Source organism: Streptomyces sp. NPDC041796 (genome assembly GCF_055590785.1).
This window is the reverse complement of record NZ_JBVJAH010000013.1, coordinates 59,321-85,878: the sequence shown is the minus strand read 5'-3', so window position 1 is coordinate 85,878 and position 26,558 is coordinate 59,321. Positions and strand designations below refer to the sequence as shown.

Sequence of the window (26,558 nt, the reverse complement as noted above, 5' to 3'; positions counted from 1 at the left end):
CGGGTCGCTGGAAAGTCGCGGGTCCCGGCAGCTTACGCTCCGTCATATGAGCCCTGCTGAGACATCACGGTATGTGCGCCTTCGGGTGGAACTGCTGCTGGAAGTCACGGACAACGATCAACTCACCGGAGCCGCCCTGGAGCGCGTGGACGCCGACGAATTCATGCCGGACGAGGAGCGTACGCACGCCCGGTCCGCGGTACGAGAAGACGAAGCGGAAGCTCTCGCATATCTCGTCGAGCCGGTCGATCTGGTCGGCCAGGTGCCGGGCGTCGAGCTCGCCCAGGCGTCGTGGACCAGCGAGCAGGTGGAGTACGACCCCGACGCGGACATGTGGGACCTGGACGAGGAGGATGATGAGGACCACCTCGACGACGTACGACCGTAGCGTGTGATATGCGTCACGCTCCGGGTCCCGGACCGCTGCCCGGCGGGCGCGTCCGGGGCCCATTTCACGCGCGTCCGTATACCTCGGGGAGATCGGGAACCACCGGCTCCCCGGGGTGCGTCGATCAGTGGGGTTCCCCACATCCATGCCTGATGTGGAACCGGACGGGTTGTTATGGGTGTTGTTGAGACAGTTGGCAGGGAATCGGCGACGATGGAGAAGCGTGTGATGACGGACGGCAAGCGGCGCAGGGGCCTGACGGCTGCGTCCGCACTGCTCGGCGGCGTACTGGTGCTCACCGGCTGCAGCGGCGGTGAGGACAAGGCCGATGCCTCCGACGGCTCGAAGGCGTCACAGTCCCAGGTCGACGCGGCGGCCGCGAAGGACGCCTCGCAGGCCCGAATAGCGATCTCCCCGAAGAACGGCGCGCAGAACGCCGGCATCAACGACGACGCCAAGGTCACCGTCAGCGAGGGAACGCTCACCCAGGTGACCATGACCTCCCCGGACGGCAAGACCGTCAAGGGCGAGATGGCCGCCGACAACAAGAGCTGGAAGCCCAGCGAGCAGCTCGAGCGGGCCACCACCTACAAGATCGCGGTCACGGCCAAGGACTCCGAGGGCCGGGAGGCCCACGAGAACTCCTCCTTCACCACCGTGTCCAAGGAGAACAGCTTCATCGGGAACTACACCCCCGAGGACGGCTCCACGGTCGGCGTCGGCATGCCCGTCTCCATCACCTTCAACAAGCCGATCACGGACAAGAAGGCCGTCCAGTCCGGCATCACCGTGTCCTCCAGCAGCGGCCAGGAGGTCGTCGGCCACTGGTTCAACTCCCAGCGCCTCGACTTCCGCCCCGAGAACTACTGGGCCGAGGGTTCCAAGGTCACGCTGAAGCTGGACCTCGACGGCGTCGAGGGCTCCGACGGCGTCTACGGCGTCCAGCAGAAGACCGTCACCTTCACCATCGGCCGCAACCAGGTCTCCACCGTCGACGCCGCCGCCAAGACCATGACGGTCACCCAGGACGGCAAGACGGTCAAGACCATCCCGATCTCCGCCGGCGCGCCGGAGAACCCGACCTACAACGGCCAGATGGTGATCTCCGAGAAGTTCAAGGAGACCCGGATGGACGGCTCGACGGTCGGCTTCACCAAGAAGGACGGCAAGGGCGAGTACGACATCAAGGACGTGCCGCACGCCATGCGGCTGTCCACGTCGGGCACCTTCATCCACGGCAACTACTGGGGCTCCGACTCGATCTTCGGCAACGTGAACACCAGCCACGGCTGCGTGGGCCTCAACGACGCCAAGGGCGCCGATGACCCCAAGCAGCCCGGCGCGTGGTTCTACGACAACTCGATCGTCGGTGACGTGGTCGTCGTGAAGAACTCCAAGGACAAGACCATCGCCCCGGACAACGGCCTCAACGGCTGGAACATGAGCTGGGCGGAGTGGAAGGCCGGCTCGGCCGTCTGAGCCCCCCGACGCACGAAGGCGGCGGTCCTCCTCCCGGAGGGCCGCCGCCTTCGTCGTACCCGTGCCCGTACCCGTCCCCCGGGGGCCGTGGGGACCCCGTGGCTCACCGCGCCTCGGCGACCTCGTCCACGCCCCAGTTCGCCAGCAGCCGCAGCGCGTCCGCGGACGGCGAGCCCGGCTCCGCCGTGTACGTCACCAGGGCCAGATCGTGATCGTCCGGCACCTTCAGCGTCTCGTACGCCAGCGTCACCTCGCCCACCAGCGGATGACGCAACTGTTTGGAGCCATGACCCTTCTCCTGCACCGTGTGCGCCGCCCACAGCCTCCGGAAGTCCTGGCTCTTCACCGACAGCTCGCCCACCAGCGCCGACAGGCCGGGATCGTCCGCCGAGCAGCCCGCGTACATCCGCAGCACGCTCACGACCTCCGTCGCCTTCGCCTCCCAGTCCACGTACAGATCCCGGGCGTTCGGCGCGAGGAACACCTGCCACGCCATGTTCCGCTCGTGCGGCTCCAGCGCCGCGAAGTCGCCGAGCAACGCCCGCGCCATCCGGTTCCAGGCGATGATGTCCAGCCGCCGCCCCAGCAGATACGCGGGCACGTCGTCCATCGCGTCGAGCAGGTGCCGCAGTCCCGGCCGCACCGACTGCGCCCGGGTGGCCGCCGCCCGTTTCCTCTTCTTGTGCGTCGGCTTCGCGAGGTGCGTCAGATGGGCACGCTCGGCGTCCGTGAGCCGCAGCGCACGGGCGATGGCGTCCAGCACCTCGGTGGACACATTGCGGCCGTTGCCCTGCTCCAGGCGCGTGTAGTAGGCGACGGAGACCCCGGCCAGCTGCGCCAGCTCCTCCCGGCGCAGCCCCGGTACGCGGCGGTGGCGCCCGAACTCGGGCAGCCCGACGTCGTCCGGCTTCAGCCGGGCCCGCCGGGAGCGGAGGAATTCACTCAGTTCGGCACGCTGATCCATACCGCAAGTATTCCGGGTCCTACGCACGGGGCCGGGAGCCGATCCTGACCCTGCCAGTAGTACGCACACCGGTCGTACGCACCACAGAGGCCTGGGTGACCTGCGCCGATGGCGGCAGGCTCATAGCCATGACCACGAACGTCACCGCTTACGCAGCCCCTGCCGCCAACGCCCCGCTGGAGCGCACCACCATCCCCCGCCGGGCGGTCGGTGAGCACGACGTCCTGATCGAGATCAAGTACGCCGGAATCTGCCACTCCGACATCCACCAGGCCCGCGACGGCTGGGGCGAGGGCATCTTCCCGATGGTGCCCGGCCACGAGATCGCCGGAATCGTCGTCGAGGCCGGTGCCGGAGTGACGAAGTACCGGGTCGGCGACCGGGTCGGCGTCGGCTGCTTCGTCGACTCCTGCCGCCAGTGCGCCTACTGCCGCCAAGGCATGGAGCAGTACTGCGCCGAGGGCATGACCGGCACCTACAACGCCCTCGACCGCAACGGCGAGCCGACCTACGGCGGCTACTCCACCCACCTCGTCGTCGACGAGAACTACGCCGTCCGCATCCCCGACGGCCTCGCCCTCGACGCCGCCGCACCCCTGCTGTGCGCCGGTATCACCCTCTACTCGCCGCTCGCCCGCTGGAAGGCCGGCCCCGGCAAGAACGTCGCCATCGTCGGCCTGGGCGGCCTCGGCCACATGGGCGTCAAGATCGCCCACGCGCTGGGCGCCGAAGTCACCGTCCTCAGCCAGACCCTGCGCAAGCAGGAGGACGGCCTGAAGCTCGGCGCCGACCACTTCCACGCCACGAGCGACCCGGAGACCTTCGAGAAGCTCGCGGGCACCTTCGACCTGATCGTCTCCACCGTCTCCGCACCCCTCGACCTCGACGCCTACCTCGGCCTGCTGAAGACCGACGGCGCGCTGGTGAACGTCGGCGCGCCCGAAGAGCCGGTCTCACTGAACCTCTTCTCCGTGATCACCGGCCGCAGGACCCTGGCGGGCTCCATGATCGGGGGGATCGCCGAGACCCAGGAGATGCTGGACTTCTGCGCCGAACACGGCCTGGGCGCCGAGATCGAACTGATCCGCGCCGACCAGATCAACGAGGCGTACGAGCGGGTGCTCAGGAGCGACGTCCGCTACCGCTTCGTCATCGACGCCGCGACGATCTGATGACCTCCGGGGTAATCGACCCCGGACGCACACCCCGTGAGCATGGGGTCATCCGAACCCACGAGGAGGACCCCATGCCCGCCTACGCCATCGGCAGCCTCAAGCCCCCGGCCGTGCTCGACGACGAGGTCTTCACCTACATGGAGCGCATCCAGGCCACCCTCGACCCCTTCGGCGGCCGCTTCCTCGTCCACGGCGCACCGGCCATGGAGATACGCGAGGGGGAGTGGAGCACCGCACTGGTCATCATCGGCTTCCCGTCGATGGACCACGCGCGCGACTGGTACGACTCCGACGCCTACCAGCGGCTCATCCCCCTGCGCACCCGCCACATGACCGGCGACATCCTGCTCATCGACGGCGTCGCCCCGGACTACGACCCGTCGGCGACGGCGGCGGCGCTGCGGGCGGCGCAGGTTCGGGCGCAGGCCTGACGCGCGGTCAAGACCGGTCCCCGCGCATGACGGTCGCGTCGGGCTACCGGGCGGGCGCCTCGGCGAGCACAGCCGCTGCGGCCTGTGCCCAGGTCACCTGCTCGGCAAGTGCCGAACGTAGCTCTGCCACCTGCCGGAAGGCACTCTCACGGTCCTTGCACACCCGGTCGATCGCGCGCGCCCACCGGTCGATGTCCCGCTCGTCGTCACCAGACATCGGTACGACGAAGCGAGCGGCCAGTTCGGCACCGATCTGAGCGCGCAGAAGCTCGGCCAGGCCGCTCTCCTCGCTGATCAGAACAGGGACGCCGGCGCTGATGGCTTCCACACCGACCAGCCCGAATCCCTCGGCGCGGGACGGCATGAGGACGAGGCTCGACCGGCCCAGGTCCTGCTGGATCCGGGGTTGGTCGGCGGTGTACGGACGGACCACCACGTCCAGCTTGGGATGGCCGGACCACTCCTTGATCTTTGATCGCTGCTGTGCGGCGGTGCCCTCCGGTGCCCCCCGTACCACCAGTTTGATCGGGGTGAGCTTGTCCTCCTCCAGCCACTTCGCGACACGGCCGCACGCCGCCGCTGCCAGGTCGAGCCCCTTGAGCGCGGCGTCCTCGACCCGGCCGAGGAGCAGCACTGACCACGGAGAGCCCGGAGGCGGTGTCCTGGCCGAGGAGGAGTCGAAGGAGTCGAACCCCGGGTCCACCCGCAGGGGCGTGAGGACGCCGGAGTCGGTGAACTCGGGGAGAAACCTGTTGTGCAGACGAGGGCCGACAGCGACGACGCGGTGCGCGGACGCACCCAGGTCCCGCTCGATCTCCGTACGCTGCTCGGCCACCAACCCCACGTCGGTTCCCCGGTCGAGCTTGTACCACTCGATCTCGTCCGGGGCCATGTGCACGAAGTGCAGTCTTCGGGCCTCGGGGAAGAAGTCACCGACCAGTTGCTGGGCTGCTGGCCCGGTGATGCGGCCATGTCCGATCACCAGGTCGGGAACCGTTCCCTCAGGCAGTTTCGGCCGACGGGTCAACTGGGTGTATTCGGGGGCTCCAGGAATGCGTGGCGCGTGAAGCAGCGTGACACCCGCCGCGCCCGCCGCTGCCGCTTCTTCGTCCGACGCGGTGAGCACCACGCAGTACACCTCCGCGCCGGCGCTCGCCAGCGCCCGGCACAGGTCCCGATTGAAGGTGCTCAGGCCCCCGTGGGCCGAGGCCCACTCGGTTGCCACGCACAGCACCACAGGGGGTTGCTTGACGGTGCAGGTCTCCTGGGGCTTCCCGGTTTCCTGGGCAGCTGTTTGTCGCGGCGGACATCCCAGGGCCGCCCGTACCTTCTGCATGACCGCGTACTGGTCGACGTCCACTTCTTCCCGGAGCGAGACGGTGGAGCCGGCGAGCTCGGGAACATGGAGGTAACCCATGATGTGTTCGGTCACCGGCAGGGTGTCCAACTCTTCCGAGGCGGCGGACAGTTCTCTTCCGGCGGCTTCCCGGTCGTCGTTCAAGAGGTGCGCCATCGCGGCGTTGTAGCGGCTGAGCGCCCTGTGTTTGGCGTCCTGGGCCAGGGACACCGCGCTCTCGGCCCAGGCGAGGGCTTCCTTCTGCCGGCCCTCGGTCAGCAGGACGTGGGCCAGATTGTTGGCCGGTTCCCAGCTCGGAGTGAGGTCGAAGGCGGTGCGCAGATGCGTCCGGGCCCCCTCGACGTCGCCCCTGTGATAGGCACCGAACGACGCGCCCAGGTGATTGTCGGCCAGAGCGAGGCGCACGCGCCCTGTCGACTGCTGGAACCACTCCGTCGCCGGCCAGGACCGGAGAGGTACGCGCACTCGCTCGGCAGTCAGCTCGCCACCGAGCGCGTTGATCCTCCGGACCGCGTCGTCGAACGCCGGGACTTCCTCGACACGGAAGTCCTCCGTGTCCGCGGAGTACAGCCACCGCACCACGCTCGTGCTGCCGTAGGTGCAGGTGACAGCGGTGACGTCGAGGGCCTTGGGTTCGCCCGCTTGCAGAATCGCCCCATGCAGAAGGGGCACGCGCGGTGTGGCGTCCGGCCCTTTCTCGTCCAACCTGTCCAGCGAGGTGAGGACTTTCTGGAGCTGCTTGGGGCCCATGCGGGTGCAGCAGGTCGGCATGGCCCACACGGCGGCGCCCTGGGTGAACTGCCCGAGCAGTCGCCTCAAACGCCTGACGAGCAGTCCTCGGACGTCATCGTGGCCGGTCAGCTGTGCGTGCGGGGCCCGCCCCAGCTTGCTCACGGTCCACAGCCTGACGTAGATCTCGTCGAACAAGTCCGTGTCCACGGCCAGCCGGACCACGTCACTGTCCTCGAGAACGGCGTCCTGCACCAGGGCCCGACGTACGCGGTCGAAGTCCTCCCGGCTGATGTCTGCCAGGCCGACCATGTTGTACGCGAACCATGTCTCTTCGGCCGTGGCCTGATCGAGCGCGGAGGTGAGCACGCTGAAGACGGCCAGCTCTCGCTCATTCATGCGGCGTACCGAGCGGATCAGCGGACGGTCGACGACGTTGCGACCCGACTCCATGCGGGACCGTACGCCCTCGAGCATCTGCGGGGTCAACTCCATGGCAGGCGCCGCGCCGGACTGCCACCGGGCGAACATCTCGTGGCAGTAGAGCTGGATCTCGTAAGGATTGCCGTCCGTGAGGTCCTTCAGGGCCGCGAGCGTCCCGTGAAAGTCCGCGAAGCACTGCGAGGACAGCCCAAGGCTCTGCAGTGGAAGAACCATGCAGTCGCGGACATCGTCGCCCTCGATGAACCGCTCGACTTTGATCTCCCGGAACTGCCGCAAGATGGGGGAATGCACGTCGGTGATGCGGTCAATCAGGCTCGAAGTCCCCGCCAGCACCAGAACCAGGCCGTCGACCCGCGTCGAGAGGAAGCGAAGGACCGACAGCACTTCGGCGTCCCCTGCCATGAGCTGCGCCTCGTCGACAAGCAGCAGAATCGGCCGGCCGAGAAGGCGGACGAAGTAGGCGAGGTCCGTCCGCAGGGCCGCCTCCGGAACGGGATCTCCCGGTCTGCAGAGCGCGACCGCTTCGGGGAACTCCAGCGGGTACCCGGCGGGTGGCGCGGCGCCGGTCATCACCCTCCGGCAATCGGCCGCCGTGAACGGGGCAGCCGCGGCGGGGTCGGCGCAGACCGCCGTGACGAGTTCCTCGAACACCTTGCGAAAAAAGACCAGTGGGGGAGCGCTCCCCTGCACCAGCTCCACCCGGACGGGTAGCAGCCCGAGCTGCCGCCCCCTTCTCTCGGTGGCGTTGAGCAGGCTCGTCTTTCCTGCGGCCCGTTGCCCGTGCAGCGCCAGGCAGAGAGACGGTCTGTCCACCGCGGCTTGCCCGAGCTCGTATTCGATCGCACGCATCTCGGTGCTGCGGCCGGCGAAGACAGCGGCATCACGCACCGGGTTCCGATAGTCGTACGGATTGCGCAACCTGGAGATGTCCACAAGCCCCCTTACCTCGAGCCGATCGTACGAGGCCGGGCGGGCTGAAGTGGCGGCATTGACCGTTCCGTTCGGCCTTCACGCCACCGCTCACGCAGAAGACCGCGGCGGTGCGGCCCTCTCGCGCGGCCCGGTCCCGGTGCCGGCCCCTCACGGAGGATGGCGGGCGCGGCGCGCCCCCCGCAACGGCTACGGTGGCGGCGCTGCGGGCGGCGCAGGTTCGGGCGCAGGTCACCGGCGATCACCCGCAGCAGGGTCGTCTTCCCGGCGCCGTCCGGGCCGGTCACCAGCAGCCGGTCGCCCGCCCCCCGACGGTCAGTCCCGCCATCCGCAGCCGGTCGCCGACGACCACGCCGTCCAGTTCCACGGCCACGTCGGCGGTGCCCGGCGCGGCCACCGGCCGGGACGCGAACCGCACGGCTCCGGGGACGCTGGGACCGGCTCCCGCCGCAGCCGCTCCCGCCGCTGCCGCGTGGCCCTGACCGCCCGGACGGCTTCGACTCGTGCGAGCGCCGGTGCTTGCCGAAGCCCTCGCGCGGGTCCCTGCCAGAGGCGGCCAGCCGCTGCCCGGCCGCCGCGACCAGGGCCTCCGCGTCCGCCAGGTCGTCCAGCAACGCCTGGTGGTCGAGCTCCCAACGGCGGCAGGCCGCGGCCTTGGCCGTCCGGTGACCGGCCCAGCCCTCCCCGTACCGGGTTACCGCCCGCGTGTCCCGGTCGACCTCCAGGATTGCGGTTGCCACCGCCTCACAGGAACGCCCGGTCGTGCGTCACCGCCAGCACCGTGCCGCGGTGCGCCCGCAGCCGCTCCTCCAGTCAGCCGGTCGCCGGCCGGTCGAGGTGATTGGTCGGTCCGTCGAGCAGCAGCAGCTCCGCGCCCGAGGCCAGCGCGCAGGCCAGCGGCCCCGTCCGCGACCGTGCGGGACGCCGTCGAGTAGTACGCACCCATGCGTTCGCTGGCAGGGGCGGCCCGCAGCCGCTCCACCGGACAACCCCCGCCGCCTACCAGGCGTAGGCGTACCGGTTGGCGGCCGGGTCGAAGGCCGCCTCCACCGGGTGGGTGGGCGGACCGAACTCCTCCTGCGCCCACAGCAGCAGCGCGGCCGCCAGCCCTTCCTGCTGGAAGTGGCACGGGTGGAACAGGACCCGGTGCACCGTGATCGTGGTGTGGGAGGACGGGCTCCGGGCCTGGACGGAGTCGGCCGCCAGGGCCGCCCCGTGCCGCAGCCAGGCCGCTTCGTCGTCGGCGATCCGCAACCCGGAGCGGTCGGCGGGCGGATGGTTCACGACCGGCGCGAGGTCCAGCCACACGCGCCCGGCGATGTGCTCGGCCCCGGGAGGAGGCTCCCGGGAGAGCGTGGCCTCGGCCGTGAGGTCGACGGCGATTCCCCACGGGCCGCGGCTCAAGCGGTACGACGTCGTCCGCACCCGACGACCGGTCAGCCGTCGGCCCTGGCGACACCGATCGGGCAGGAGACGCCCGTACCGCCGATGCCGCAGTAGCCGCCCGGGTTCTTGTCCAGGTACTGCTGGTGGTAGGGCTCGGCAGGGTAGAAGGGGCGGTCGTCGGCGGGGAGGATCTCCGTGGTGATCGACCCGTACCCCGACCCGGTCAGCACCTGCTGGTAGGCGGCGCGGGAGGACTCCGCGGCCTCCGCCTGGGCGGGGGAGTGCGTGTGGATCGCCGAGCGGTACTGGGTGCCGACGTCATTGCCCTGTCGGAAGCCCTGGGTGGGGTCGTGGGACTCCCAGAACAGCTTCAGAAGCGTGGCGTAGGAGACCACGGACGGGTCGAAGACCACGCGGACGACCTCCGTGTGGCCCGTGAGACCCGAGCAGACCTCTTCGTACGAGGGATTCTCCGTGTAGCCGCCCTGGTAGCCGACGAGGGTCGTCCACACGCCGTCGGTCTGCCAGAAATTCCGCTCGGCGCCCCAGAAACAGCCCAGGGCGAAGTCCGCGACCTCCAGGCCGGCCGGGTAGGGGCCGAGGAGGGGGTTGCCGAGGACGGTGTGGCGCGCGGGCACGGTGAACCCGGGCTCCGGGCGGCCGCGGAGGGCCTGGTCGGGGGTGGGGAGCACGGGGGTGCGGCCGAACAGCATGACTCGGTCTCCTTGTCGCGGGGACGCCGGGGCGGCACCGGAACAACGCTCCGCTGCCGCCCCGCATTCCGCGACGACCGCGGTACGTCAGCCGGCCGAAGCGGTCAGCGCCACGCTCTCGTCGCGGAGCCTGCAGTACAGGTCCGCCGGATCCGCCCGGTAGCGCCACGGCAGGGCGCCGATGTGCCCGTCCACCAGCCGGTACTGCTCCACCGCCGCCTCGTCGCGGCCCTGCAGCGACAGGTAGTACGCCAGCAGGTGGCGGACCTCCGGAAGACGCGGGTGGTCCGGGTCGGCGGCGGCCGCGTCGGCGAGCGCCGCGTCGACCAGCGCGTACATCTCGGGCGTACGGTCGGCGTCGGTCGTGTCGGACTCGTCGTGCTCGAAGTGCGCGATCAGCGGGAACGCCGTCATCAGGCTCCCCAGCGGTGCGTCCTTCGCGGCCCGTGCCGCGAAGTCACGGGCCAGCCGTTCCGAGCCGCGCCACTTGGCGCACCAGTACTGCAGTGCCGAGTAGTGGGCCTCGTAGTGGTGCGGGGCGCGCTCGGTGATCTGTTCCCACAGCCGGTCCATGTCGGCATGGGGACAGCCCAGCCCGAGGGCGGTCCACAGCTCGCCGACGTACGGGCACGGGTCCCCCTCGGGCGCCAGGGCCGCCGCGCGGGCGTGCTCCTCGCGGGACCGGACCAGGATCCGGCGGAAGCCCTCGAACTGCTCCCCGGTGGTGTACTGGGCGCGCTTCGCGCCCCGCACCCGCCACGCCAGGAACACGGTGCTCCGCGCCCGCAGCAGTGCCGCGCCCGGGTCGTCGGGGCGGGCCGCCTCCCAGGCGAGCAGCCAGGCGTCGTCCTCCGCCGCCAGGTCCGCCAGCCGTTCGCAGTGCCGGGCACGCAGCTCCCAGTCCCGCGCGGCCGCCGTCGCCTCGAACAGCGCGGCGGCCGGCTGCCAGTCGCCCGCCCTCGCCGCGGCCAGGGCGGCCGCCAGGGGGGCCGGGTCCGGGGCGGACAGCTTGGTGTTCAGCCGCTCGGGCGGCAGGAAACCGAGCGCGGTCGCGTCGACGACCGGTTCCGCGCTGCCCTCGCGCCAGCCCTCGACGGCCCCCTGGACGACGGCCTTCAGGAAGTACAGCCCGATCGCGGCCAGGCCGAGGACGATGGGCGTCAGGATGATCCAGAGAATGGTGGGCAACGCGGTCTACCGTCCGTGGGTGGAAGTGAGCAGGGCACGCAGGGGCGTGGTGTCGGGGGTGTCTGCGAGCGCCGCCTCCACGGCCCCGTCGAGGTCGGGCTCGGTCCCGTCGGCCGCCGCCGGCAGGCGTACGGCCGCGGGCTCGGACCACGAGAACTCCCAGCGCAGCAGGGCGCGGGCGGCCAGATCCGCGAGGACCATGCCGCTGAGCGACTTCCGGAGCGTGGGGCGCACGAACTCGCGGAAGACCCGGCCGTTCGCCGCGGCCGCCTCGTCGGACATCGGAACCCGCTGGGCCAGCTTCCACAGGTGCCCGTCCTCGATCACCTTCAGCAGCGCGGGCAGCGTCGGCTGCTGGTGCGTGTACATGGCCAGCGCGCGGTGCAGCGGCGACTCGAACGCCGCGAGCCGCGCGCCCATGGACGCGTCCAGCAGTTCCTGCCACCCGCCGGTCCGGCGGAAGGCGAGAACCTCGGGGGTGAGGACGGCGGTCTCCAGTGCCGTCAGCGTCCGGTGCTGGTCGGCCAGGAGGTCCGTCGCGGCGCCCCTCGCCTCGTCGGCCCGCCCGTCCGGCGGCAGCTCCTCGACGCGGCGGACGCGGTCGGCGATCGGCGGGTGCGAGTCGTATGCCGAGGCGGGCTCGGTGGGCAGTTCGGTGCGCAGCCCGACGAGTTCCAGTTCCCGGGCGGTCAGCAGGTGGCCGAAGCCCCCGAACACCTCGCCGGGCGGCGGCAGCAGCCCCGCGTCGGCGCCCAGCGTGGCGTAGGACTCCATGTAGAACCCGAACGCCGCGTCCAGGGCCGGGATCTCGCGCAGCGCGGAGGCGGTCGCGTCCCGGCCGGCGATCCGGGCGGCCGCGGTGTCCGCGGCGTACTCCTGGCGGCGGGAGTCGGCGAGCGTGGCGCGGAAGTAGAGCTTGGCGTAGGCGGTGTAGAGCCGGGCCATCGTGCGGTACGTGATGCCGGCGCGGCCCGTCTCGACCTCCTGGGCCTCCCGGCCCTTCGCCACCGCCTTGGCGTTCCGCTTCTCCTGGCGCGCCCGCTCGCGGTCGGCGGTCCTGGCGGCCCGCTCCTCGAAGTGGCGGACGGTACGCAGCACCTGGGCCCGGCCGCGCACGGTGAGGGCGCCGAGGCGGGTGTCGTGGTTCGCGTAGTGCCCGAGCTCGTGGGCGAGGACGGCCCGCAACTGGGCCTGGTTCAGCCCCTGCATCAGCGGTACGCCCAGGTAGAGGCGGCGCGGTCCGGGGAGCAGGCCGAGGAGGCGGGCGTTCTCGCTGACGGCCGCGTTGACATCACCGGTGAGCACGATCCGGGACGGCGCCCGGGTGCCGACCTCGGCGGCGAGCTCCCGCACCGTGCGCCACAGTTCGGGCTCGTCGGCCTCCGAGACGTCGAGGCCGGGGGCGCCGGTGTCCTTCGGCGTCCGCAGCATCAGCATCCCGCGCACGACCGGGATCGCCAGGAGCAGCGAGACGACGTACAGCTTGGCGGCGAGGCCGGAGGGCACGTACAGGTACAGCAGGTAGTCGGCGCCGGCGAGTACGCAGAGCAGCAGTACGCCGAGCAGATAGAAGCCTGCGAGCAGGACGAGGGCGCGCAGCGCGCGCAGGGATGCGCCCATCGGGCAGAGTTCCCCCCACGGGAAATGGACATGACGAAGAGGCGTGGGGGGAAGCGGAGTATCACCCACCGCGAACGCGCCTCGCAAGCGCGTTCCCCTGCCGGAAGCGGAGGCCGCCCCGGGGCGCCGGGCGCCCGGCCGGGACGCCGTCCCGCGGGCACGTCGCCCGGCACGGACGCAGTGGTGTCCGTACCGGGCCGGAGCCCGCCGGACGGAGGGACGGTGGGCGGAGGGACGGTGGGCGGATGGACGGTGGGCGGAGCCGGTGCGCGGCCTGGCTCAGTGCGGCAGCGTCGCCGGGCTGCCGCCGTTGGCCTCGTAGCCCGCGACCGCGAGCGCGCGGTAGACCGCGTACTCCGCAGCCGGGTCCTCGCTCAGCGTCCAGGGGAGCGCGCCGATGTGGCCGTCCACGTGCACCAGCTGGTGCATGGCCTCGGACCAGCGCTCCGCCCGTACCAGGAAGTGGATCAGCAGGTGGCGGACGTGCGCCAGCATGGGGTCGTCCGGGCGGGCCGAGTGGACCGCGTAGAGCGCCCCCTCCATGGCCTTCGACACCACCTCGGTGCCGTAGAAGTCCTGCACCAGCGACACCTCCGGCAGGTGCTCGAAGACCGCGAACAGCGGAAGCGCGGCGAGCAGCGAGCCCTGCGGGGCACGCGCGGCGGCCGCCGTGGCGAACCGGTCCGCGTCCTTCCGGGAGCCGTGCCACTTCTCGCACCAGAAGTGCAGGGCCGCCAGGTGGGCGCCCATGTGCTGCGGCGCCCGGTCGATGATCTTCGCCCACACCTGGTCGAACTGCTCGTGCGTGTACCCGAGGCCCCTCGCGACGGCCAGCTCCACGATGTACGGGACCGGGTCACCGGGGGCCAGCAGCGCGGCCTCCTCGCAGACCGTGCGCGCCTCCTCCAGGATGATGCGGAAGTCGTCCGTGCCCGCCGACGACGAACGCCACGCCTGCTGCACCAGGAACTCGGCGTGGACCTCCGCCCCGCCCGGGTCCTTCGGCTTCTCGGCGCGCCAGGCCCGCAGCCACGCGCCGCCCGTGCCGGGCTGCTGGGCGAGCTCCAGCGACGCGGCGCCCGCGAACGCCTGCACCCGCTGCCAGCGCACCTCGCCGTCCTTGTCGGTACCCGCCAGCAACTGCGACGCGGCCCGCCAGTCCTGCGTGCGCTGCACCACCTCCAGGACGTCCAGGAGGTCCTGGTCCGGCCCCGGCATCCGCACGTCGAGGTGCTCCTGGCGCACGAACCCGTACGCGCTCGGGTCGGCGGCGTCCGGCGAACCGGGCGGGACCAGACGGATACCGCCACCGGTGCGGCGGCGCCTCAGCCACGGCACGAGGACCATGGCGATCATGCCGACCGCCAACAGGAACCAGAGAATCTCCATGGGCCCATTGTCCCGGACGCGTCCGGTGCGTACAGCCGCCCGCGACTACGCTCGGACCTCATGAGCGACGAGCACACCCACCAGAACTTCGAGACCCGCGCCATCCATGCGGGCAACACCGCCGACCCGCTGACCGGCGCGGTCGTCCCGCCCATCTACCAGGTGTCCACCTACAAGCAGGACGGTGTGGGCGGCCTGCGCGGCGGCTACGAGTACAGCCGCAGCGCCAACCCGACGCGTACGGCCCTGGAGGAGAACCTCGCGGCGCTGGAGGGCGGCCGGCGCGGTCTCGCCTTCGCCTCCGGCCTCGCCGCCGAGGACTGCCTGCTGCGCACGCTCCTCGTCCCCGGCGACCACGTGGTCATCCCCAACGACGCGTACGGCGGCACGTTCCGCCTCTTCGCGAAGGTCGTCGCACGATGGGGCGTGGAGTGGTCGGTCGCCGACACCTCCGACCCGGCGGCGGTACGGGACGCGATCACCGACCGTACGAAGGCGATCTGGGTCGAGACCCCGTCGAACCCGCTGCTCGGCATCACCGACATCGCGGCCCTCGCGGACGTCGCCCGGACGGCGGGCGTCAGGCTCGTCGTCGACAACACCTTCGCCAGCCCCTACCTCCAGCAGCCGCTGGCGCTCGGCGCGGACGTCGTCGTGCACTCGCTGACGAAGTACATGGGCGGCCACTCCGACGTCGTCGGCGGCGCGCTGGTGACGGCCGACGAGACGCTCGGCGAGGAACTGGCCTACCACCAGAACGCGATGGGCGCGGTCGCCGGGCCGTTCGACTCGTGGATCGTGCTGCGCGGCATCAAGACGCTGGCGGTACGCATGGACCGGCACAGCGAGAACGCGACCCGCGTCGCGGAGATGCTCCAGCAGCACCCCAAGGTCACCCAGGTCCTCTACCCGGGCCTGCCCGAGCACCCGGGACACGAGGTCGCCGCCAAGCAGATGCGCAGCTTCGGCGGCATGATCTCCTTCCGCGTCGAGGGCGGCGAGGAGGCGGCCGTCGAGGTCTGCAACCGCGCCAAGCTCTTCACGCTGGGCGAGTCCCTGGGCGGCGTCGAGTCGCTCATCGAGCACCCGGGCCGTATGACGCACGCGAGCGTCGCCGGGTCGCTGCTGGAGGTCCCGGCGGACCTGGTGCGCCTGTCGGTCGGCATCGAGAACGTGGACGACCTGCTGGAGGACCTGCGCCAGGCACTGGGCTGAGCCCACTGGTCGCGGGCGGTCACGTCACCAGCCACGGAACGGTGGCGTGACCTCCGCCGACGGTGCCTGCCACGGCTCCGCCGCCGAGGCCCACACCGCGAACGCGACCGCCGCGGCCGTCAGCAGCACCCACCGGACGCGACGCAGCAGCCGCGCCCGGTGCCGCGCGCGTGTGCCGCGGCTGACCGCGCGGGGCAGCAGGTCCGGCGGCAGCGGGACGTGCGGCGGGGCGTCGAGCAGGCGACGGACCTCGTCCTCCTTGCGGTCCCTCACGGCTGCCTCCGCAGGACGGTCACCGCGCGCGTACACGTCGCCCGTACCCGGTCCACCGGCAGCCCCAGCAGCGCCGCCGTCTGCTCCTCGGCGACGCCTTCGTACAGCCGCAGCACGACGACCAGCCGTTCCAGCGGGCTCAGCGGGGACAGGACCCCGCCGTACGGGCGGTGGAAGCGCCAGGCCGCGCGGGCGAACCGGGCGGCCAGCTCACGACGGGTGAGGTCGTACGGGTCCTCGCCGCGCAGCCGGTCCCAGCGGGCGTACGTGGCGGCCAGCGCGGCCGTCAGCAGGGCCTGCGCACGCGGGGCACGGCCGGGCGGCTCGGCCGTCAGCAGCGTGGCGGCGTGCAGCAGCCGGCCCGCCGCGCCCGCGACGTACGCCTCGAAGTCCCGCTCCCGGGCGCGGGGGAGCTGCGCCGTGGCCTGATGCCGCCGCTGCTCTCGCACGTCCTCATATCAGGCCAGGCGCCCGGCCCGGGTCAAGAGGCCGGAGCCGCCTCCGTGTCCCGCTCGGCCGGCGGCAGACCGGCCTGCCGGGCGGAGAGCGCGGAGTTGAAGCGGGTGAGCAGGGTGCAGAACGACTCGCGCTCCGACTCGGTCCAGCCGTCCGTCACCTGGGCCATCAGCTCGCGCCGGGAGGAGCGGACCTCCTCCAGGCGGGCCTGCCCGCGCGGCGACAGCTGGAGCACGACGGCACGGCCGTCCTCCGGGTGCGAGGTGCGCTTGACCAGGCCGGTGTCGACCAGCGGCGCGACCTGTCGGGTGACCGTGGACGAGTCGATGCCCATCCCCGCCGCCAGCGCCTTGACGCCCATCGGGCCTTCCTGGTCGAGACGGTTGAGGAGCAGGTAGGCGGCGCGGTCCATCGAGTTGCGGAGCTGGCCGGTGCCGCCGAGGCGGGTCTGCTCGGCCCGCCGGGCGAAGACGGCCACCTGGTGCTGGAGGGCATCGAGGAGACCGTGGTCGCCCTGGTGTTCGGGGGTGGCCCCCGGGGAGACAGGCGCAGAACTCGTCATGTCCTGAGATGTGGGCATGGCTGCGGGGCTCTCTCGTGCGGTGGTGGTCGGTTGGTGGGGGACAGAGTACGCGGACCTGTGCGCCTTGGTACCAGCGCTGCACAAACGTGATGAGCTGCGAGACTGGGCGTCATGAGCTTCGGTACGCCACACCCCTCACACCCGGTCATTCTCGACGACGTCCGCGGCGCGCAGAAGATGCTGTCCGGGGTGGCCAGAGTGACCCCCATGGAGGGCAGCCGGTACCTGTCGCGGCTGGTGGGCTCGCCGGTCCACTTCAAGTGCGAGAACCTCCAGCGGACGGGGTCGTTCAAGCTGCGGGGCGCGTACGTGCGGATCTCGGGGCTGCGCCCGGAGGAGCGGGCGGCGGGGGTCGTCGCGGCGTCGGCCGGCAACCACGCCCAGGGCGTCGCCCTGGCCTCGTCGCTGCAGGGCGTGCGGTCCACGGTGTTCATGCCGGTGGGCGCCCCGCTGCCGAAGGTGGCGGCGACGCGGGAGTACGGGGCGGACGTGCGGCTGCACGGGCACGTGGTCGACGAGACCCTGGCGGCGGCGCAGGAGTACGCGCACGACACGGGCGCGGTGTTCATCCACCCCTTCGACCACCGGGACGTGATCGCCGGGCAGGGCACGGTGGGGCTGGAGATCCTCGAACAGTGCCCCGAGGTCCGGACGATCGTCGTCGGGGTCGGCGGCGGCGGGCTCGCGGCGGGCATCGCCGTGGCGGTGAAGGCGATGCGGCCGGACGTCCGGGTGATCGGCGTACAGGCGGAGGCGGCGGCCGCGTACCCGGCGTCGCTGGCGGCGGGCCACCCACTGGCGATCGACACCGCGCCCACGATGGCCGACGGCATTCACGTGGGACGCCCGGGGGACGTGCCGTTCGGGATCGTCGAGGAGCTGGTCGACGAGGTGCGCACGGTGACCGAGGACCAGCTGTCGTCGGCGCTGCTGCTCTGCCTGGAGCGGGCCAAGCTGGTGGTGGAACCGGCCGGGGCGAGCCCGGTGGCGGCGCTGCTGGACGCGCCCGAGTCGTTCACCGGGCCCGTGGTGGCCGTGCTGTCGGGCGGGAACGTGGACCCGCTGCTGATGCAGCGGATCCTGCGCCACGGCATGGCCGCGGCGGGCCGCTACCTGAGCCTCCGGCTGCGCCTCACGGACCGCCCGGGCGCCCTCGCGACCCTGCTGGGCGTCCTGTCGGTCGCCGACGCCAACGTCCTGGACGTCGGCCACGTCCGCACGGACCCGCGCCTGGGCCTGACGGAGGTCGAGGTGGAGATCCACCTGGAGACCAAGGGCCCCGAGCACTGCGACGAGGTCTCCTCCGCCCTGCGCGAGGCGGGCTACACGGTGATGCCCTGACCCGGCGACGGTCCGGCCCGTGCGGCCGCGACGGCGACGGTCCGGCCCGTTGCGGCCGCGCCGGCCCGTGCGGCCGCCTCCGTGATGGCCGCGTCCGTGATGGTCGCCTCCCGGGCGGTCGCCTCCGGGACGGCCACGTGTGACGGCCGCGGTTGACGGGCGCGCGCGTGCGGCCGCCTCTGTGACGGCCGCCTCCGGACGCGGATTGTCCGGGGCGGAGCCTCTTGTGAGTCGCGATGTATCGCGTTAGTCTGTGGCCGCAGTCACACAATTGCCGGGCGGGTCCCGTCCGGCATCCCTACGCTTCGGGTAGCGATTCACCCCATCAACGGGAGAACCCACATGCCAGGCGCAATTCACGCCGAAGGCCTTGTGAAGACCTTCGGTGACGTACGGGCTCTGGACGGCGTGGACCTCGACGTCCCCGAAGGGACGGTCCTGGGGCTCCTCGGCCCCAACGGTGCCGGCAAGACCACCACCGTGCGCGTACTCACCACGTTGCTCAAGCCCGACAGCGGCAAGGCGGTCGTCGCGGGCATCGACGTCCTCAAGCACCCCAACGAGGTCCGCCGGGCCATCGGCCTGTCCGGCCAGTTCGCCGCCGTGGACGAATACCTCACCGGCCGCGAGAACCTCCACATGGTCGGCCAGCTCTACCAGATGTCCGGCAAGGCGGCGAAGATACGCGCGGGCGAGCTGCTGGAGCGGTTCAACCTCGCCGAAGCGGCCGACCGCCCCGCCAAGACCTACTCCGGCGGCATGCGCCGCCGGCTCGACCTCGCCGCCGCGCTCGTGGTGTCGCCGCCCGTGATGTTCATGGACGAGCCGACCACCGGACTCGACCCGCGCAACCGGCAGCAGTTGTGGGACGTCATCCAGGAACTGGTCGCCGGCGGTACGACCCTGCTGCTGACCACCCAGTACCTGGAGGAGGCCGACCACCTGGCCCACGACATCTGCGTCGTCGACCACGGCAAGGTCATCGCCCGCGGCACCTCCGACCAGCTCAAGGTCCGCACCGGCGGCGAGCGCGTCGAGGTCGTCGTCCACCAGCCCGACCAGATCGACCCCGCCCGCGCCGTCCTCGCCGGCTTCGGCAAGGGAGAGGTCGCCGTCGAGACGCACACCCGCAAGCTCACCGTCCCGGTCACCGGCGGTGCGAAGCTGCTCGCCGAGGTCATCCGGGAACTGGACACCCGGGGCGTCGAGATCGACGACATCGGCCTGCGCCGCCCCACCCTCGACGACGTGTTCATCTCCCTGACCGGCCACGCCGCCGAACTGGCCGACGAGGACAACACCGACGGCACACCCAAGGACGACCGCAAGGGCGGACACAAGGAGGCAGTGAAGTGAGTGCCGTGTCCGACACCACCCCCCGGCTCGCCGCCCCCAAGCCGCGCGGCGGCATCGCCCAGTCGGTGGCCGACTCCCTCGTCGTCGCCCGCCGGAACCTGATCCGTATGTCCCGGATCCCGGAAATGATCATTTTCGGGCTGATCCAGCCGATCATGTTCGTGGTGCTGTTCAGCTACGTCTTCGGCGGCTCGATGAACATCGGCGGCACCACGGACCCGGACGTCTACCGCAACTTCCTGATGGCCGGCATCTTCGCCCAGACCGTCACCTTCGCCACCGCGGGTGCGGGCGCCGGCATCGCCGACGACATGCACAAGGGCCTCATCGACCGCTTCCGGTCCCTGCCCATGGCCCGGGGCGCGGTCCTCACCGGCCGTACGCTCGCCGACCTCGTGCAGACCGCGCTCACCGTCGTCGTCCTCGCGGTGGTCGCCCTGCTCGTCGGCTGGCGCATCCACGAGGGCGTGCCCAAGGCGCTCGGCGCGTTCGCCCTGCTGCTCCTGCTCGGCTACGCGTTCTCCTGGATCGGCGCGCTGATCGGCCTCTCCGTGCGTACCCCCGAGGCCGCCACGTCGGGCGGGCTGATCTGGCTCTTCCCCGTGACGTTCGTGTCCAACGCGTTCGTGGACTCGTCCCAGATGACACCGTGGCTGCGGCACATCGCCGAGTGGAACCCGTTCAGCGCCACCGTGCAGGCCTGCCGCGAGCTGTTCGGCAACCCCGGCGTCTCGGACTCCACCGCCTGGCCCATGCAGCACTCGGTGTGGGCCTCGATCCTCTGGTCGCTGCTGATCATCGTGGTGTTCCGGAGCCTCGCCGTGCGCAAGTACCGCTCGGCCTCCTGACAACCCGAAGGGCCGGGCCGCGCGAGAGTGCGCGGCCCGGCCCTTCGGTGTCGTACGTCCGGATCCGGTGTCTCAGCCCGAGTACGGCTTGGCGTCGAGGATGGTCACCGACGCCTTCTTGCCGTTGGGCAGCTCGTACTCCGCGTCCTCGCCGACCTTCTTGCCGTTGACGCCCGAGCCGAGCGGCGACTGGGGGGAGTACGTCTCGATGTCGGAGCTCGCGTACTCCCGCGAGGCCAGCAGGAAGGTCAGCGTGTCGTCCTCGTCGCCGTCGAACGCGATCGTGACCACCATGCCGGGCGCCACGACGCCGCTCTCCGCGGGAGCCTCGCCCACCTTCGCGTGCTCCAGGAGCTGGGTGAGCTGGCGCACGCGGAGCTCCTGCTTGCCCTGCTCCTCCTTGGCCGCGTGGTACCCGCCGTTCTCGCGCAGGTCGCCCTCCTCGCGCGCAGCCGCGATCTTGGCGGCGATCTCGGTTCGCGCGGGACCAGACAGGTACTCCAGCTCGGCCTTGAGCTGGTTGTACGCCTCCTGGGTGAGCCAGGTGACGTTTTCGCTGGTCTGGGTCACAGGTGCTCCTCGTCGGTACTGGGAATACAAAGCATCGCCCTACCCAGAAGGATTGTGCCTTCCTGGATGGGCGAAACCACGAGCCTAACAATTTCGGCGGGCAAGGGGGAGGACGAAAGCCACGGAATCTGTGTCCGCGCAGGTCACGCTGTGGACACGGACCGGATGCCTGGCGCGTCTACTCCGAGGTACAGCCGAGCAGCTCGGCGGTCGTCGCCCTGGCCGTCGTACGTACGGTGACCACCTGGTCGATCCGCTCTTCGGCCCGGTCGAACCGGACGTCCTTGTGGCCCACCTCGCCACCGTCCTCCGCCAGGGCGCGCAGCGTGCAGGAGCCCTTGGCGTCCCTGTCCTTGCGGACCTCCAGGTGCACCTGCACCCGGTCGTCGGCCGAGAGGTCGAACTTGATCACTTCGGCGCTGATCCGCTGGCCGGCGACGTAGTCGTACCCGAACCAGCCGACCATGGCGAGCAGCCCGACGCCCAGCACCGAGCCGACGATCTTGAGTTTGCGGTCGGCACGCTCGTCCGCCGAGCGGCCGTAACGGCCCTCGGGCAGCCCTTCCCGCACCGCACTCATGATCGTTCCTCTCCTCGGCCGAACGGCGGAATTTTCCGCCCACCGATTCCGTCACTATAGAAGCCGCCCTCCCACCGCCCGACCGCCACCCCGCATCGACGTCCCTTGGGGACGGCCCCTATTGACCGTGACAATTCATGAGGATCGAGTCTTGACTGAGCAGCTGCGACTGATGGCCGTTCACGCCCACCCCGACGACGAGTCGAGCAAGGGCGCGGCGACGATGGCCAAGTATGTGTCCGAGGGGGTGGACGTGCTGGTCGTGACCTGCACCGGGGGCGAGCGCGGTTCCATCCTCAACCCGAAGCTCCAGGGCGACCCCTACATCGAGGAGAACATCCACGAGGTGCGCCGCAAGGAGATGGACGAGGCCCGGGAGATCCTGGGCGTCAAGCAGGAGTGGCTGGGCTTCGTCGACTCGGGTCTTCCCGAGGGCGACCCGCTGCCGCCGCTGCCCCAGGGCTGCTTCGCCCTGGAGGACGTCGACAAGGCCGCCGGCCGCCTGGTGAAGTCCATCCGGGCCTTCCGCCCGCAGGTGATCACCACGTACGACGAGAACGGTGGTTACCCGCACCCCGACCACATCATGACCCACAAGATCACGATGGTGGCCTTCGACGGTGCGGCGGACGCCGAGAAGTACCCGGAGTCGGAGTTCGGCCCCGTCTGGCAGCCGCTGAAGGTGTACTACAACCAGGGCTTCAACCGTCCCCGCACGGTCGCCCTGCACGAGGCGCTCCTCGCCCGTGGTCTGGAGTCGCCGTACGGCGACTGGCTGAAGCGCTGGAAGGAGTTCGAGCGCGCCGAGCGGACGCTGACCACGCACGTTCCGTGCGCCGACTTCTTCGAGATCCGCGACAAGGCCCTGATCGCCCACGCGACGCAGATCGACCCGGACGGCGGCTGGTTCCGCGTGCCGATGGAGATCCAGAAGGAGGTATGGCCCACGGAGGACTACGAGCTGGCCAAGTCCGTGGTGGACACCTCCCTCCCCGAGGACGACCTCTTCGCGGGCATCCGCGACAATGCCTGACATGAGCGCACACCAGGCACTGACCCAGCTCGTCCCGCTCGCCGCCAAGGAGCTCGACGAGAACAAGGTGACCCCCGGCGTCCTCGGTTTCATCGTCTTCGCCGTCATGGCGCTGGGCGTGTGGATGCTGATGAAGTCGATGAACCGCCACATGGGCAAGGTCGACTTCGAAGAAGCCCCCGAAGCCCCCGCGCAGGCGGGCACCGAGGCGAAGGCCGCCAAGAGCGCGCGGTAGCGACTCCCGCGCGGAGTCTCCGCGCCGGTCGCCGCCACGGCTCCATGACCACCCCGGGTGGTCATGGAGCCGTGGCCTGCCCGCGCCCGGCCGGCGCCGGCCTGGTTGCGCGTGCTCCATGCCGGCGATGCCTTCAGGCGGGGTGGTCTGGGCGGGGGCCTGAGGTCCCGACGGGGTGCCCTGAGGTCCCGGCGGGGTGCCCTGAACGGGTGGGTCGGGCAGGGGTGCCCGGAGCGGCGTGCTCCCTGTCGGCGGTGCTCCGAGTGGGCAGTGTCCTGAGCAAGGTGGGTCGCGCGTGCTCCGAGCGCGTGCTCCCTGGCGGCGTGCCCCCGGGTGGCGTGGTCCGGCGGGGTGCCCTGAGCGAGGTGGGTCGGGCGGGGGTGCCCGGAGCGGCGTGCTCCCTGTCGGCGACGTCAGAGCGGGGTTCTTGGCGGGCGGTGCCCTGAGCGGGGGCGTCCGGGTGTTCCAGGCCGGCGGCGCCCGGCGCGCGGGCGTCAGGGGTGGGCCTCGGCTTCGGTGGGGACGCCCATCACCTCCCGGGCGTGCCGGTCGGGGGTCAGGCCCAGGGGCCAGGCCTGCCAGGGCGACTCCAGGCGGATGCCGCGCTCCAGTACCAGGGACCAGGCCGCCATGGCGTCCGGCACCCGGGGGTCGCGGGCCGGGTGCCCGGCGTCCGTCAGTGCGGTGAGCTCCTGCTGGGCGACGACCGTGCCGACCTCCACGCCGCCCGGCGAGGCGTACGGCAGCAGGGTGCAGCGCAGGAAGCGGGACCAGTCCGCGCCACGGAGATCACCGTACGAGTCGAACAGCGCGGTCGCCTCGTCGCACAGAACCAGCGCCTGCGGGGCGCGGCTGTTGCCCGCGTCGATGACCGCGAGCTCCAGGCACGTCCACGCCTCGCCGTGCGCCACACCGATGCGGCGGAAATCCGCCCGGGCGTCCACCAGGAGCTGGCGGGCGAAGCCCGAGTTGCGGAGGTTGCCCGTGTGGGCGGCCCGCTGGTCGCGGGTGGCGCGGCCCGAGTGGTGGCGGGCGCACGCCAGCCCGTACACGTCCCGCATCCGGGAGAACATCGTGCGGGCCCGCTCCAGCTCCCGTACCGCCTGGTCCGTCTCGCTCCGGTCCTCCAGCGCCTGGCCCAGGTAGTACAGCGTCCACGCCTCACCGCGCGCGTCCTCGTTGTCCCGGTGGCGGGCCAGGGCTGTGCTTAGCTGCTCGGCCGCCGGGCCGGGGTCGCCGTCCACCAGGCGGGCCCTGCCCAGCTGGGTCAGCGCCCACGCCTCACCGCGCGCGTCGTGCGTGCGCCCGTACAGCTCCAGCGCCGTACGCAGCTCCTCCTCCGCGCGCGGCACGTCACCCATCCGCAGGCACACCTGGCCGAGCTGGAAGTGCGCCCACGCCTCGCCGTGCAGCGACTCGCTCTCCCGGTGCAGCGCGAGCGCCGTACCGAGCAGGCCGAGCGCCTCCGCGAGGTTCGCCCGGTCCCGCTCCACGGCCGCCAGGGCGTGCAGGGTCCAGGCACGGTCCGCCGCCAGCTCGGGGGACGCCTGGAGCTCCAGCGCCTCGCGCAGCCTCGCCGCCGCCTCCGGCAGATTGCCCTGGTGCTGGAGCGTGATGCCCAGCGAGCACAGCGCCAGCGCCGCCCCCGCGTCCTGGTGGGCCTCCTGGTACAGCGACACCACCGACGTCAGCGTCGTACGCGCCGTGTCCAGCTCGCCGAGCTGCCGCGCCGCGATACCCGTACGCCACTGCACCGACCGCACCAGCAGCCCCTGGTCCACCGCCTCCGTGAGCTGCTGGAGCTCGCCCAGCCGGTGCAGGTCGCCGCGCAGCAGGCAGTAGTCGCACAGCGCGCCCAGCAGGTCCAGCACCGTCTGCCGGCCCACGCCCTCCGCGCCTCGCAGTGCGGCCGTGAGGAACGCCGACTCGTCGTCCAGCCAGCGCAGCGCCGCGTCCAGCGACGCGAAGCCGTGCCCGTCGAAGCGGGCCCCGTGCCCGGCGCGCGTCGACATCTTGCCGTCGACCATGCGGATCACCGCGTCGGCCAGCTCCGCGTAATTGCGGATCAGCCGCTCCTGCGCGGCCGCGATCGTCTCCGCGTCCTCCTCCTCACGCAGCCGTGCCGCCGCGAACGCCCGTACCGCGTCGTGCAGCCGGAACCGGTCGCCCCGCACCTGGTCCAGCAGCCCCGCCCGCGCCAGCTCCCTCAGCCGCTGCCGCCCCTCCGCCTCGCCCGCCGCCAGCAGCGCCGCGGCCGCCGCCGCACCGAGCGACGCCCGGCCCGCCAGCGCCAGACGCCGCAGCAGCCGGCGCTGGTCGTCGTCCAGGTCGGTGGCGTAGCACGCCGCCAGGGCCCGCCCGACGGGGTCGCCCGCCTGCCCGGCCAGCAGCCGCACCACCTCGCCCGCCGGGCGGGGGCCGATCGCCGATCCCGCCACCCGCAGGGCCAGCGGCAGCCCGCCGCACAGCTCCCGCAGCCGGTCCGTGGCCTCCGCGTCGTACGGGCCGGCGCGCGGCCCGTCGGCAGCCGACCGCAGCAGCTCCTCGGCGTCCGCCTCGTCCAGTCCGCCCACCGGCAGGTGGTGCACCCACGCCGGCACGTCCTCGCCCAGGTCCAGCGGCTCGCGCGCCGTCACCAGTACCAGGCCGTCGGAGCGCTCCGGGATCAGCGTGCGGACCTGCCCGGAGTCGTGCGCGTCGTCCAGCACCACCGTCACCGGCAGCCCGGTCAGGTGCTGGTGGTACACCTCGGCCAGCCTGCGCACCTGCTGCTCCGCCGACGACCGGTCCCGCGGCAGCAACTGCTCGCGCGGCGCGCCCAGCCGGTTCAGCAGGTTCAACAGCGCGTCCCGCGTCGTGAGCGGGGGCTCGTCGCCGCCCGCGCCCCGCAGATCCACCAGGCACGCCCCGCGGAACAGGTCCCGCAACCGGTGCGCGGCCCGTACGGCCAGCGCGGTGCGGCCCGCGCCGGGCTCACCGTGTAGCACCACGACCACCGGCCGTGTCTCGGTCGAGGCCCGCGCCGATCGCACCCACCGCTCGATCCGCTCCAGCTCCGCACGCCTCCCCGCGAACGGTGCGTCCGGCTCCGGTAGGTGCCCGTAGGACTGCTCCAGGGCTGCGCGCCGACGGGCGATCGCACTGCGGTCCAGCCCGCGCAACCGCGGCGCCGCCTGCGGCTCCGGGGCCTTCCCGGCGGCCGCCGACAGGATCCGCTGCTGGTCCAGGAACGGGCGTATGCCCCGTACCTCCAGCGCCGTCAGCCACTGCAGCCGCAACTGCTCCGGCCCGCCGGGCCGGCCCAGGGCGCCGGCCCGGCGGTGCGCGGCCGGCCAGTGCGCCGCGGTCGCCCTCAGCACCGTCGTCGCCACCCCGGCGACCGCCACCACCGCCCCGGCCCCCATCGCCGTGCCCACCGCCGTGCCCAGCGCCAGGTCCGCGCCGGTCGCCGCCACCGCCGCGACCACGGTGACCAGTCCCGGCGCCGCGAGGGCCTGCCCGCTGAACCGCTCGGACAGCACTGGCCGGCCGGCCTCCGCCTCGTCCAGCGCCGCCGTGTACGCCGCGTACTCCTCGGCGGCGCTCGCCGCCAGGGTGTCCAGCGCGTCCCGGCCCCGCGCCAGCAGCACTCCCGCGCCGGCCCGGCCGCCTGAGCGCCGCACCTCCTCCTCCACGGCCCGGGCCAACAGCCGCTCGGCCTCCGCCCGGTGACTCTCCCGCATCGGCGTCATCCGCGTCCCCCTCCGCAAGCGATCGCTCCGGGGACAAGTGTCCGCCGCACGGCTGATCGGCGCGAGGGGCTGTGGACAACCTCGGGACACGCGAGGCGCCCGGTACGCGCCTCCTTCAGCACGCCGACAACCCGGCCCAGTGGT

At 71.9% G+C, this 26,558-nt stretch carries 24 protein-coding genes and 1 pseudogene; 10 read left to right on the top strand and 15 right to left on the bottom strand.

Annotated features, from left to right (window positions below):
* Positions 1–46 precede the first annotated feature (46 nt).
* Both ACZ6C1_RS25715 and ACZ6C1_RS25710 read left to right on the top strand, forming a co-directional pair.
* Positions 47–388: a hypothetical protein gene (locus ACZ6C1_RS25715; RefSeq protein WP_469243602.1), complete on the top strand. Its 342-nt coding sequence runs from the start codon at positions 47–49 to the stop codon at positions 386–388.
* Between the two features lie 213 nt (positions 389–601).
* Positions 602–1,867 carry a L,D-transpeptidase gene (locus ACZ6C1_RS25710; protein WP_469243600.1) on the top strand — a complete coding sequence of 422 codons (1,266 nt, stop codon included), beginning with the start codon at positions 602–604 and terminating at the stop codon, positions 1,865–1,867.
* A gap of 103 nt (positions 1,868–1,970) precedes the next feature.
* Here ACZ6C1_RS25710 and ACZ6C1_RS25705 read toward each other — a convergent pair whose 3' ends face one another.
* Complete coding sequence (locus tag ACZ6C1_RS25705; protein WP_469243598.1) at positions 1,971–2,831, bottom strand: helix-turn-helix domain-containing protein; 861 nt, start codon at positions 2,829–2,831, stop codon at positions 1,971–1,973.
* A 128-nt stretch (positions 2,832–2,959) separates the two neighbouring features.
* On the opposite strand from ACZ6C1_RS25705, the gene ACZ6C1_RS25700 reads away from it, so the two are divergent.
* Positions 2,960–4,003: an NAD(P)-dependent alcohol dehydrogenase gene (locus tag ACZ6C1_RS25700; RefSeq protein ID WP_469243596.1), complete on the top strand. Its 1,044-nt coding sequence runs from the start codon at positions 2,960–2,962 to the stop codon at positions 4,001–4,003.
* A 74-nt stretch (positions 4,004–4,077) separates the two neighbouring features.
* Positions 4,078–4,437, top strand: a complete 360-nt coding sequence (locus tag ACZ6C1_RS25695) for a DUF1330 domain-containing protein (RefSeq protein WP_469243595.1) — start codon at positions 4,078–4,080, stop codon at positions 4,435–4,437.
* A 43-nt stretch (positions 4,438–4,480) separates the two neighbouring features.
* Here ACZ6C1_RS25695 and ACZ6C1_RS25690 read toward each other — a convergent pair whose 3' ends face one another.
* From ACZ6C1_RS25690 to ACZ6C1_RS25660, 7 genes and pseudogenes are all read right to left on the bottom strand, one after another.
* A complete protein-coding gene (locus ACZ6C1_RS25690) occupies positions 4,481–7,855 on the bottom strand; it encodes a glycosyltransferase (protein WP_469243593.1) in 3,375 nt (1,124 codons plus the stop codon).
* A gap of 233 nt (positions 7,856–8,088) precedes the next feature.
* Positions 8,089–8,794: pseudogene (locus ACZ6C1_RS25685) on the bottom strand (ATP-binding cassette domain-containing protein); the annotation flags it as partial.
* A gap of 102 nt (positions 8,795–8,896) precedes the next feature.
* Positions 8,897–9,301, bottom strand: coding sequence for a hypothetical protein (locus tag ACZ6C1_RS25680; RefSeq protein ID WP_469243591.1), 405 nt, complete (start codon positions 9,299–9,301; stop codon positions 8,897–8,899).
* A gap of 32 nt (positions 9,302–9,333) precedes the next feature.
* Positions 9,334–9,996, bottom strand: a complete 663-nt coding sequence (msrA, locus tag ACZ6C1_RS25675; RefSeq protein ID WP_469243589.1) for a peptide-methionine (S)-S-oxide reductase MsrA — start codon at positions 9,994–9,996, stop codon at positions 9,334–9,336.
* An 87-nt stretch (positions 9,997–10,083) separates the two neighbouring features.
* Positions 10,084–11,184, bottom strand: coding sequence for a hypothetical protein (locus ACZ6C1_RS25670; protein ID WP_469243588.1), 1,101 nt, complete (start codon positions 11,182–11,184; stop codon positions 10,084–10,086).
* A gap of 6 nt (positions 11,185–11,190) precedes the next feature.
* Positions 11,191–12,804, bottom strand: a complete 1,614-nt coding sequence (locus ACZ6C1_RS25665; RefSeq protein ID WP_469243586.1) for a M48 family metalloprotease — start codon at positions 12,802–12,804, stop codon at positions 11,191–11,193.
* A gap of 279 nt (positions 12,805–13,083) precedes the next feature.
* Positions 13,084–14,193, bottom strand: a complete 1,110-nt coding sequence (locus ACZ6C1_RS25660; protein WP_469243584.1) for a hypothetical protein — start codon at positions 14,191–14,193, stop codon at positions 13,084–13,086.
* Positions 14,194–14,253: 60 nt separating this feature from the next.
* Here ACZ6C1_RS25660 and ACZ6C1_RS25655 point away from each other — a divergent pair, with 60 nt between their 5' ends.
* Positions 14,254–15,408 (top strand): cystathionine gamma-synthase, encoded by a 1,155-nt coding sequence (locus tag ACZ6C1_RS25655; protein ID WP_469243582.1) that lies wholly within the window; start codon positions 14,254–14,256, stop codon positions 15,406–15,408.
* Positions 15,409–15,432: 24 nt separating this feature from the next.
* Here the strand turns inward: ACZ6C1_RS25655 and ACZ6C1_RS25650 are convergent, their stop codons facing one another.
* The 3 genes from ACZ6C1_RS25650 to ACZ6C1_RS25640 are packed head-to-tail and all read right to left on the bottom strand — an operon-like array spanning position 15,433 to position 16,699.
* Positions 15,433–15,681 carry a hypothetical protein gene (locus ACZ6C1_RS25650; RefSeq protein WP_469243580.1) on the bottom strand — a complete coding sequence of 83 codons (249 nt, stop codon included), beginning with the start codon at positions 15,679–15,681 and terminating at the stop codon, positions 15,433–15,435.
* Entirely contained in the window at positions 15,678–16,130 is a 453-nt protein-coding gene (locus ACZ6C1_RS25645) for a sigma factor-like helix-turn-helix DNA-binding protein (RefSeq protein ID WP_469243579.1), read from the bottom strand. Before ACZ6C1_RS25645 ends, ACZ6C1_RS25650 begins: the two co-directional genes overlap by 4 nt.
* Positions 16,131–16,162: 32 nt before the next feature.
* Positions 16,163–16,699, bottom strand: a complete 537-nt coding sequence (locus tag ACZ6C1_RS25640) for a MarR family winged helix-turn-helix transcriptional regulator (protein ID WP_469243577.1) — start codon at positions 16,697–16,699, stop codon at positions 16,163–16,165.
* A gap of 132 nt (positions 16,700–16,831) precedes the next feature.
* On the opposite strand from ACZ6C1_RS25640, the gene ilvA reads away from it, so the two are divergent.
* Positions 16,832–18,061 (top strand): threonine ammonia-lyase, encoded by a 1,230-nt coding sequence (gene ilvA / locus ACZ6C1_RS25635; RefSeq protein ID WP_469243574.1) that lies wholly within the window; start codon positions 16,832–16,834, stop codon positions 18,059–18,061.
* Here the strand turns inward: ilvA and ACZ6C1_RS25630 are convergent.
* Complete coding sequence (locus tag ACZ6C1_RS25630; protein ID WP_469243572.1) at positions 18,043–18,198, bottom strand: hypothetical protein; 156 nt, start codon at positions 18,196–18,198, stop codon at positions 18,043–18,045. The two genes, ilvA and ACZ6C1_RS25630, sit on opposite strands and share 19 nt — an antisense overlap.
* Before the next feature lie 205 nt (positions 18,199–18,403).
* Between ACZ6C1_RS25630 and ACZ6C1_RS25625 the strand changes: the two genes are divergently transcribed.
* Both ACZ6C1_RS25625 and ACZ6C1_RS25620 read left to right on the top strand, forming a co-directional pair.
* The gene (locus ACZ6C1_RS25625) at positions 18,404–19,417 is read left to right on the top strand and encodes an ATP-binding cassette domain-containing protein (protein WP_469243570.1); all 1,014 of its coding nucleotides are present in this window, start codon (positions 18,404–18,406) and stop codon (positions 19,415–19,417) included.
* Positions 19,414–20,265: an ABC transporter permease gene (locus ACZ6C1_RS25620; RefSeq protein WP_469243568.1), complete on the top strand. Its 852-nt coding sequence runs from the start codon at positions 19,414–19,416 to the stop codon at positions 20,263–20,265. The genes ACZ6C1_RS25625 and ACZ6C1_RS25620 overlap by 4 nt, the downstream gene beginning before the upstream one ends.
* A 72-nt stretch (positions 20,266–20,337) precedes the next feature.
* On the opposite strand, the gene greA is transcribed toward ACZ6C1_RS25620, so the two are convergent.
* A complete protein-coding gene (gene greA / locus ACZ6C1_RS25615) occupies positions 20,338–20,835 on the bottom strand; it encodes a transcription elongation factor GreA (protein WP_469243566.1) in 498 nt (165 codons plus the stop codon).
* A 178-nt stretch (positions 20,836–21,013) separates the two neighbouring features.
* Positions 21,014–21,415 carry a DUF4307 domain-containing protein gene (locus tag ACZ6C1_RS25610; protein WP_469243564.1) on the bottom strand — a complete coding sequence of 134 codons (402 nt, stop codon included), beginning with the start codon at positions 21,413–21,415 and terminating at the stop codon, positions 21,014–21,016.
* Between the two features lie 151 nt (positions 21,416–21,566).
* On the opposite strand from ACZ6C1_RS25610, the gene mca reads away from it, so the two are divergent.
* Positions 21,567–22,448: a mycothiol conjugate amidase Mca gene (gene mca / locus ACZ6C1_RS25605; RefSeq protein ID WP_469243562.1), complete on the top strand. Its 882-nt coding sequence runs from the start codon at positions 21,567–21,569 to the stop codon at positions 22,446–22,448.
* Positions 22,441–22,683, top strand: coding sequence for a hypothetical protein (locus ACZ6C1_RS25600; RefSeq protein ID WP_469243560.1), 243 nt, complete (start codon positions 22,441–22,443; stop codon positions 22,681–22,683). The genes mca and ACZ6C1_RS25600 overlap by 8 nt, the downstream gene beginning before the upstream one ends.
* 494 nt (positions 22,684–23,177) lie before the next feature.
* Here ACZ6C1_RS25600 and ACZ6C1_RS25595 read toward each other — a convergent pair whose 3' ends face one another.
* On the bottom strand, positions 23,178–26,405 hold the full coding sequence (locus ACZ6C1_RS25595) for a tetratricopeptide repeat protein (RefSeq protein WP_469243835.1): 3,228 nt from the start codon (positions 26,403–26,405) through the stop codon (positions 23,178–23,180).
* Positions 26,406–26,558: the final 153 nt, after the last annotated feature.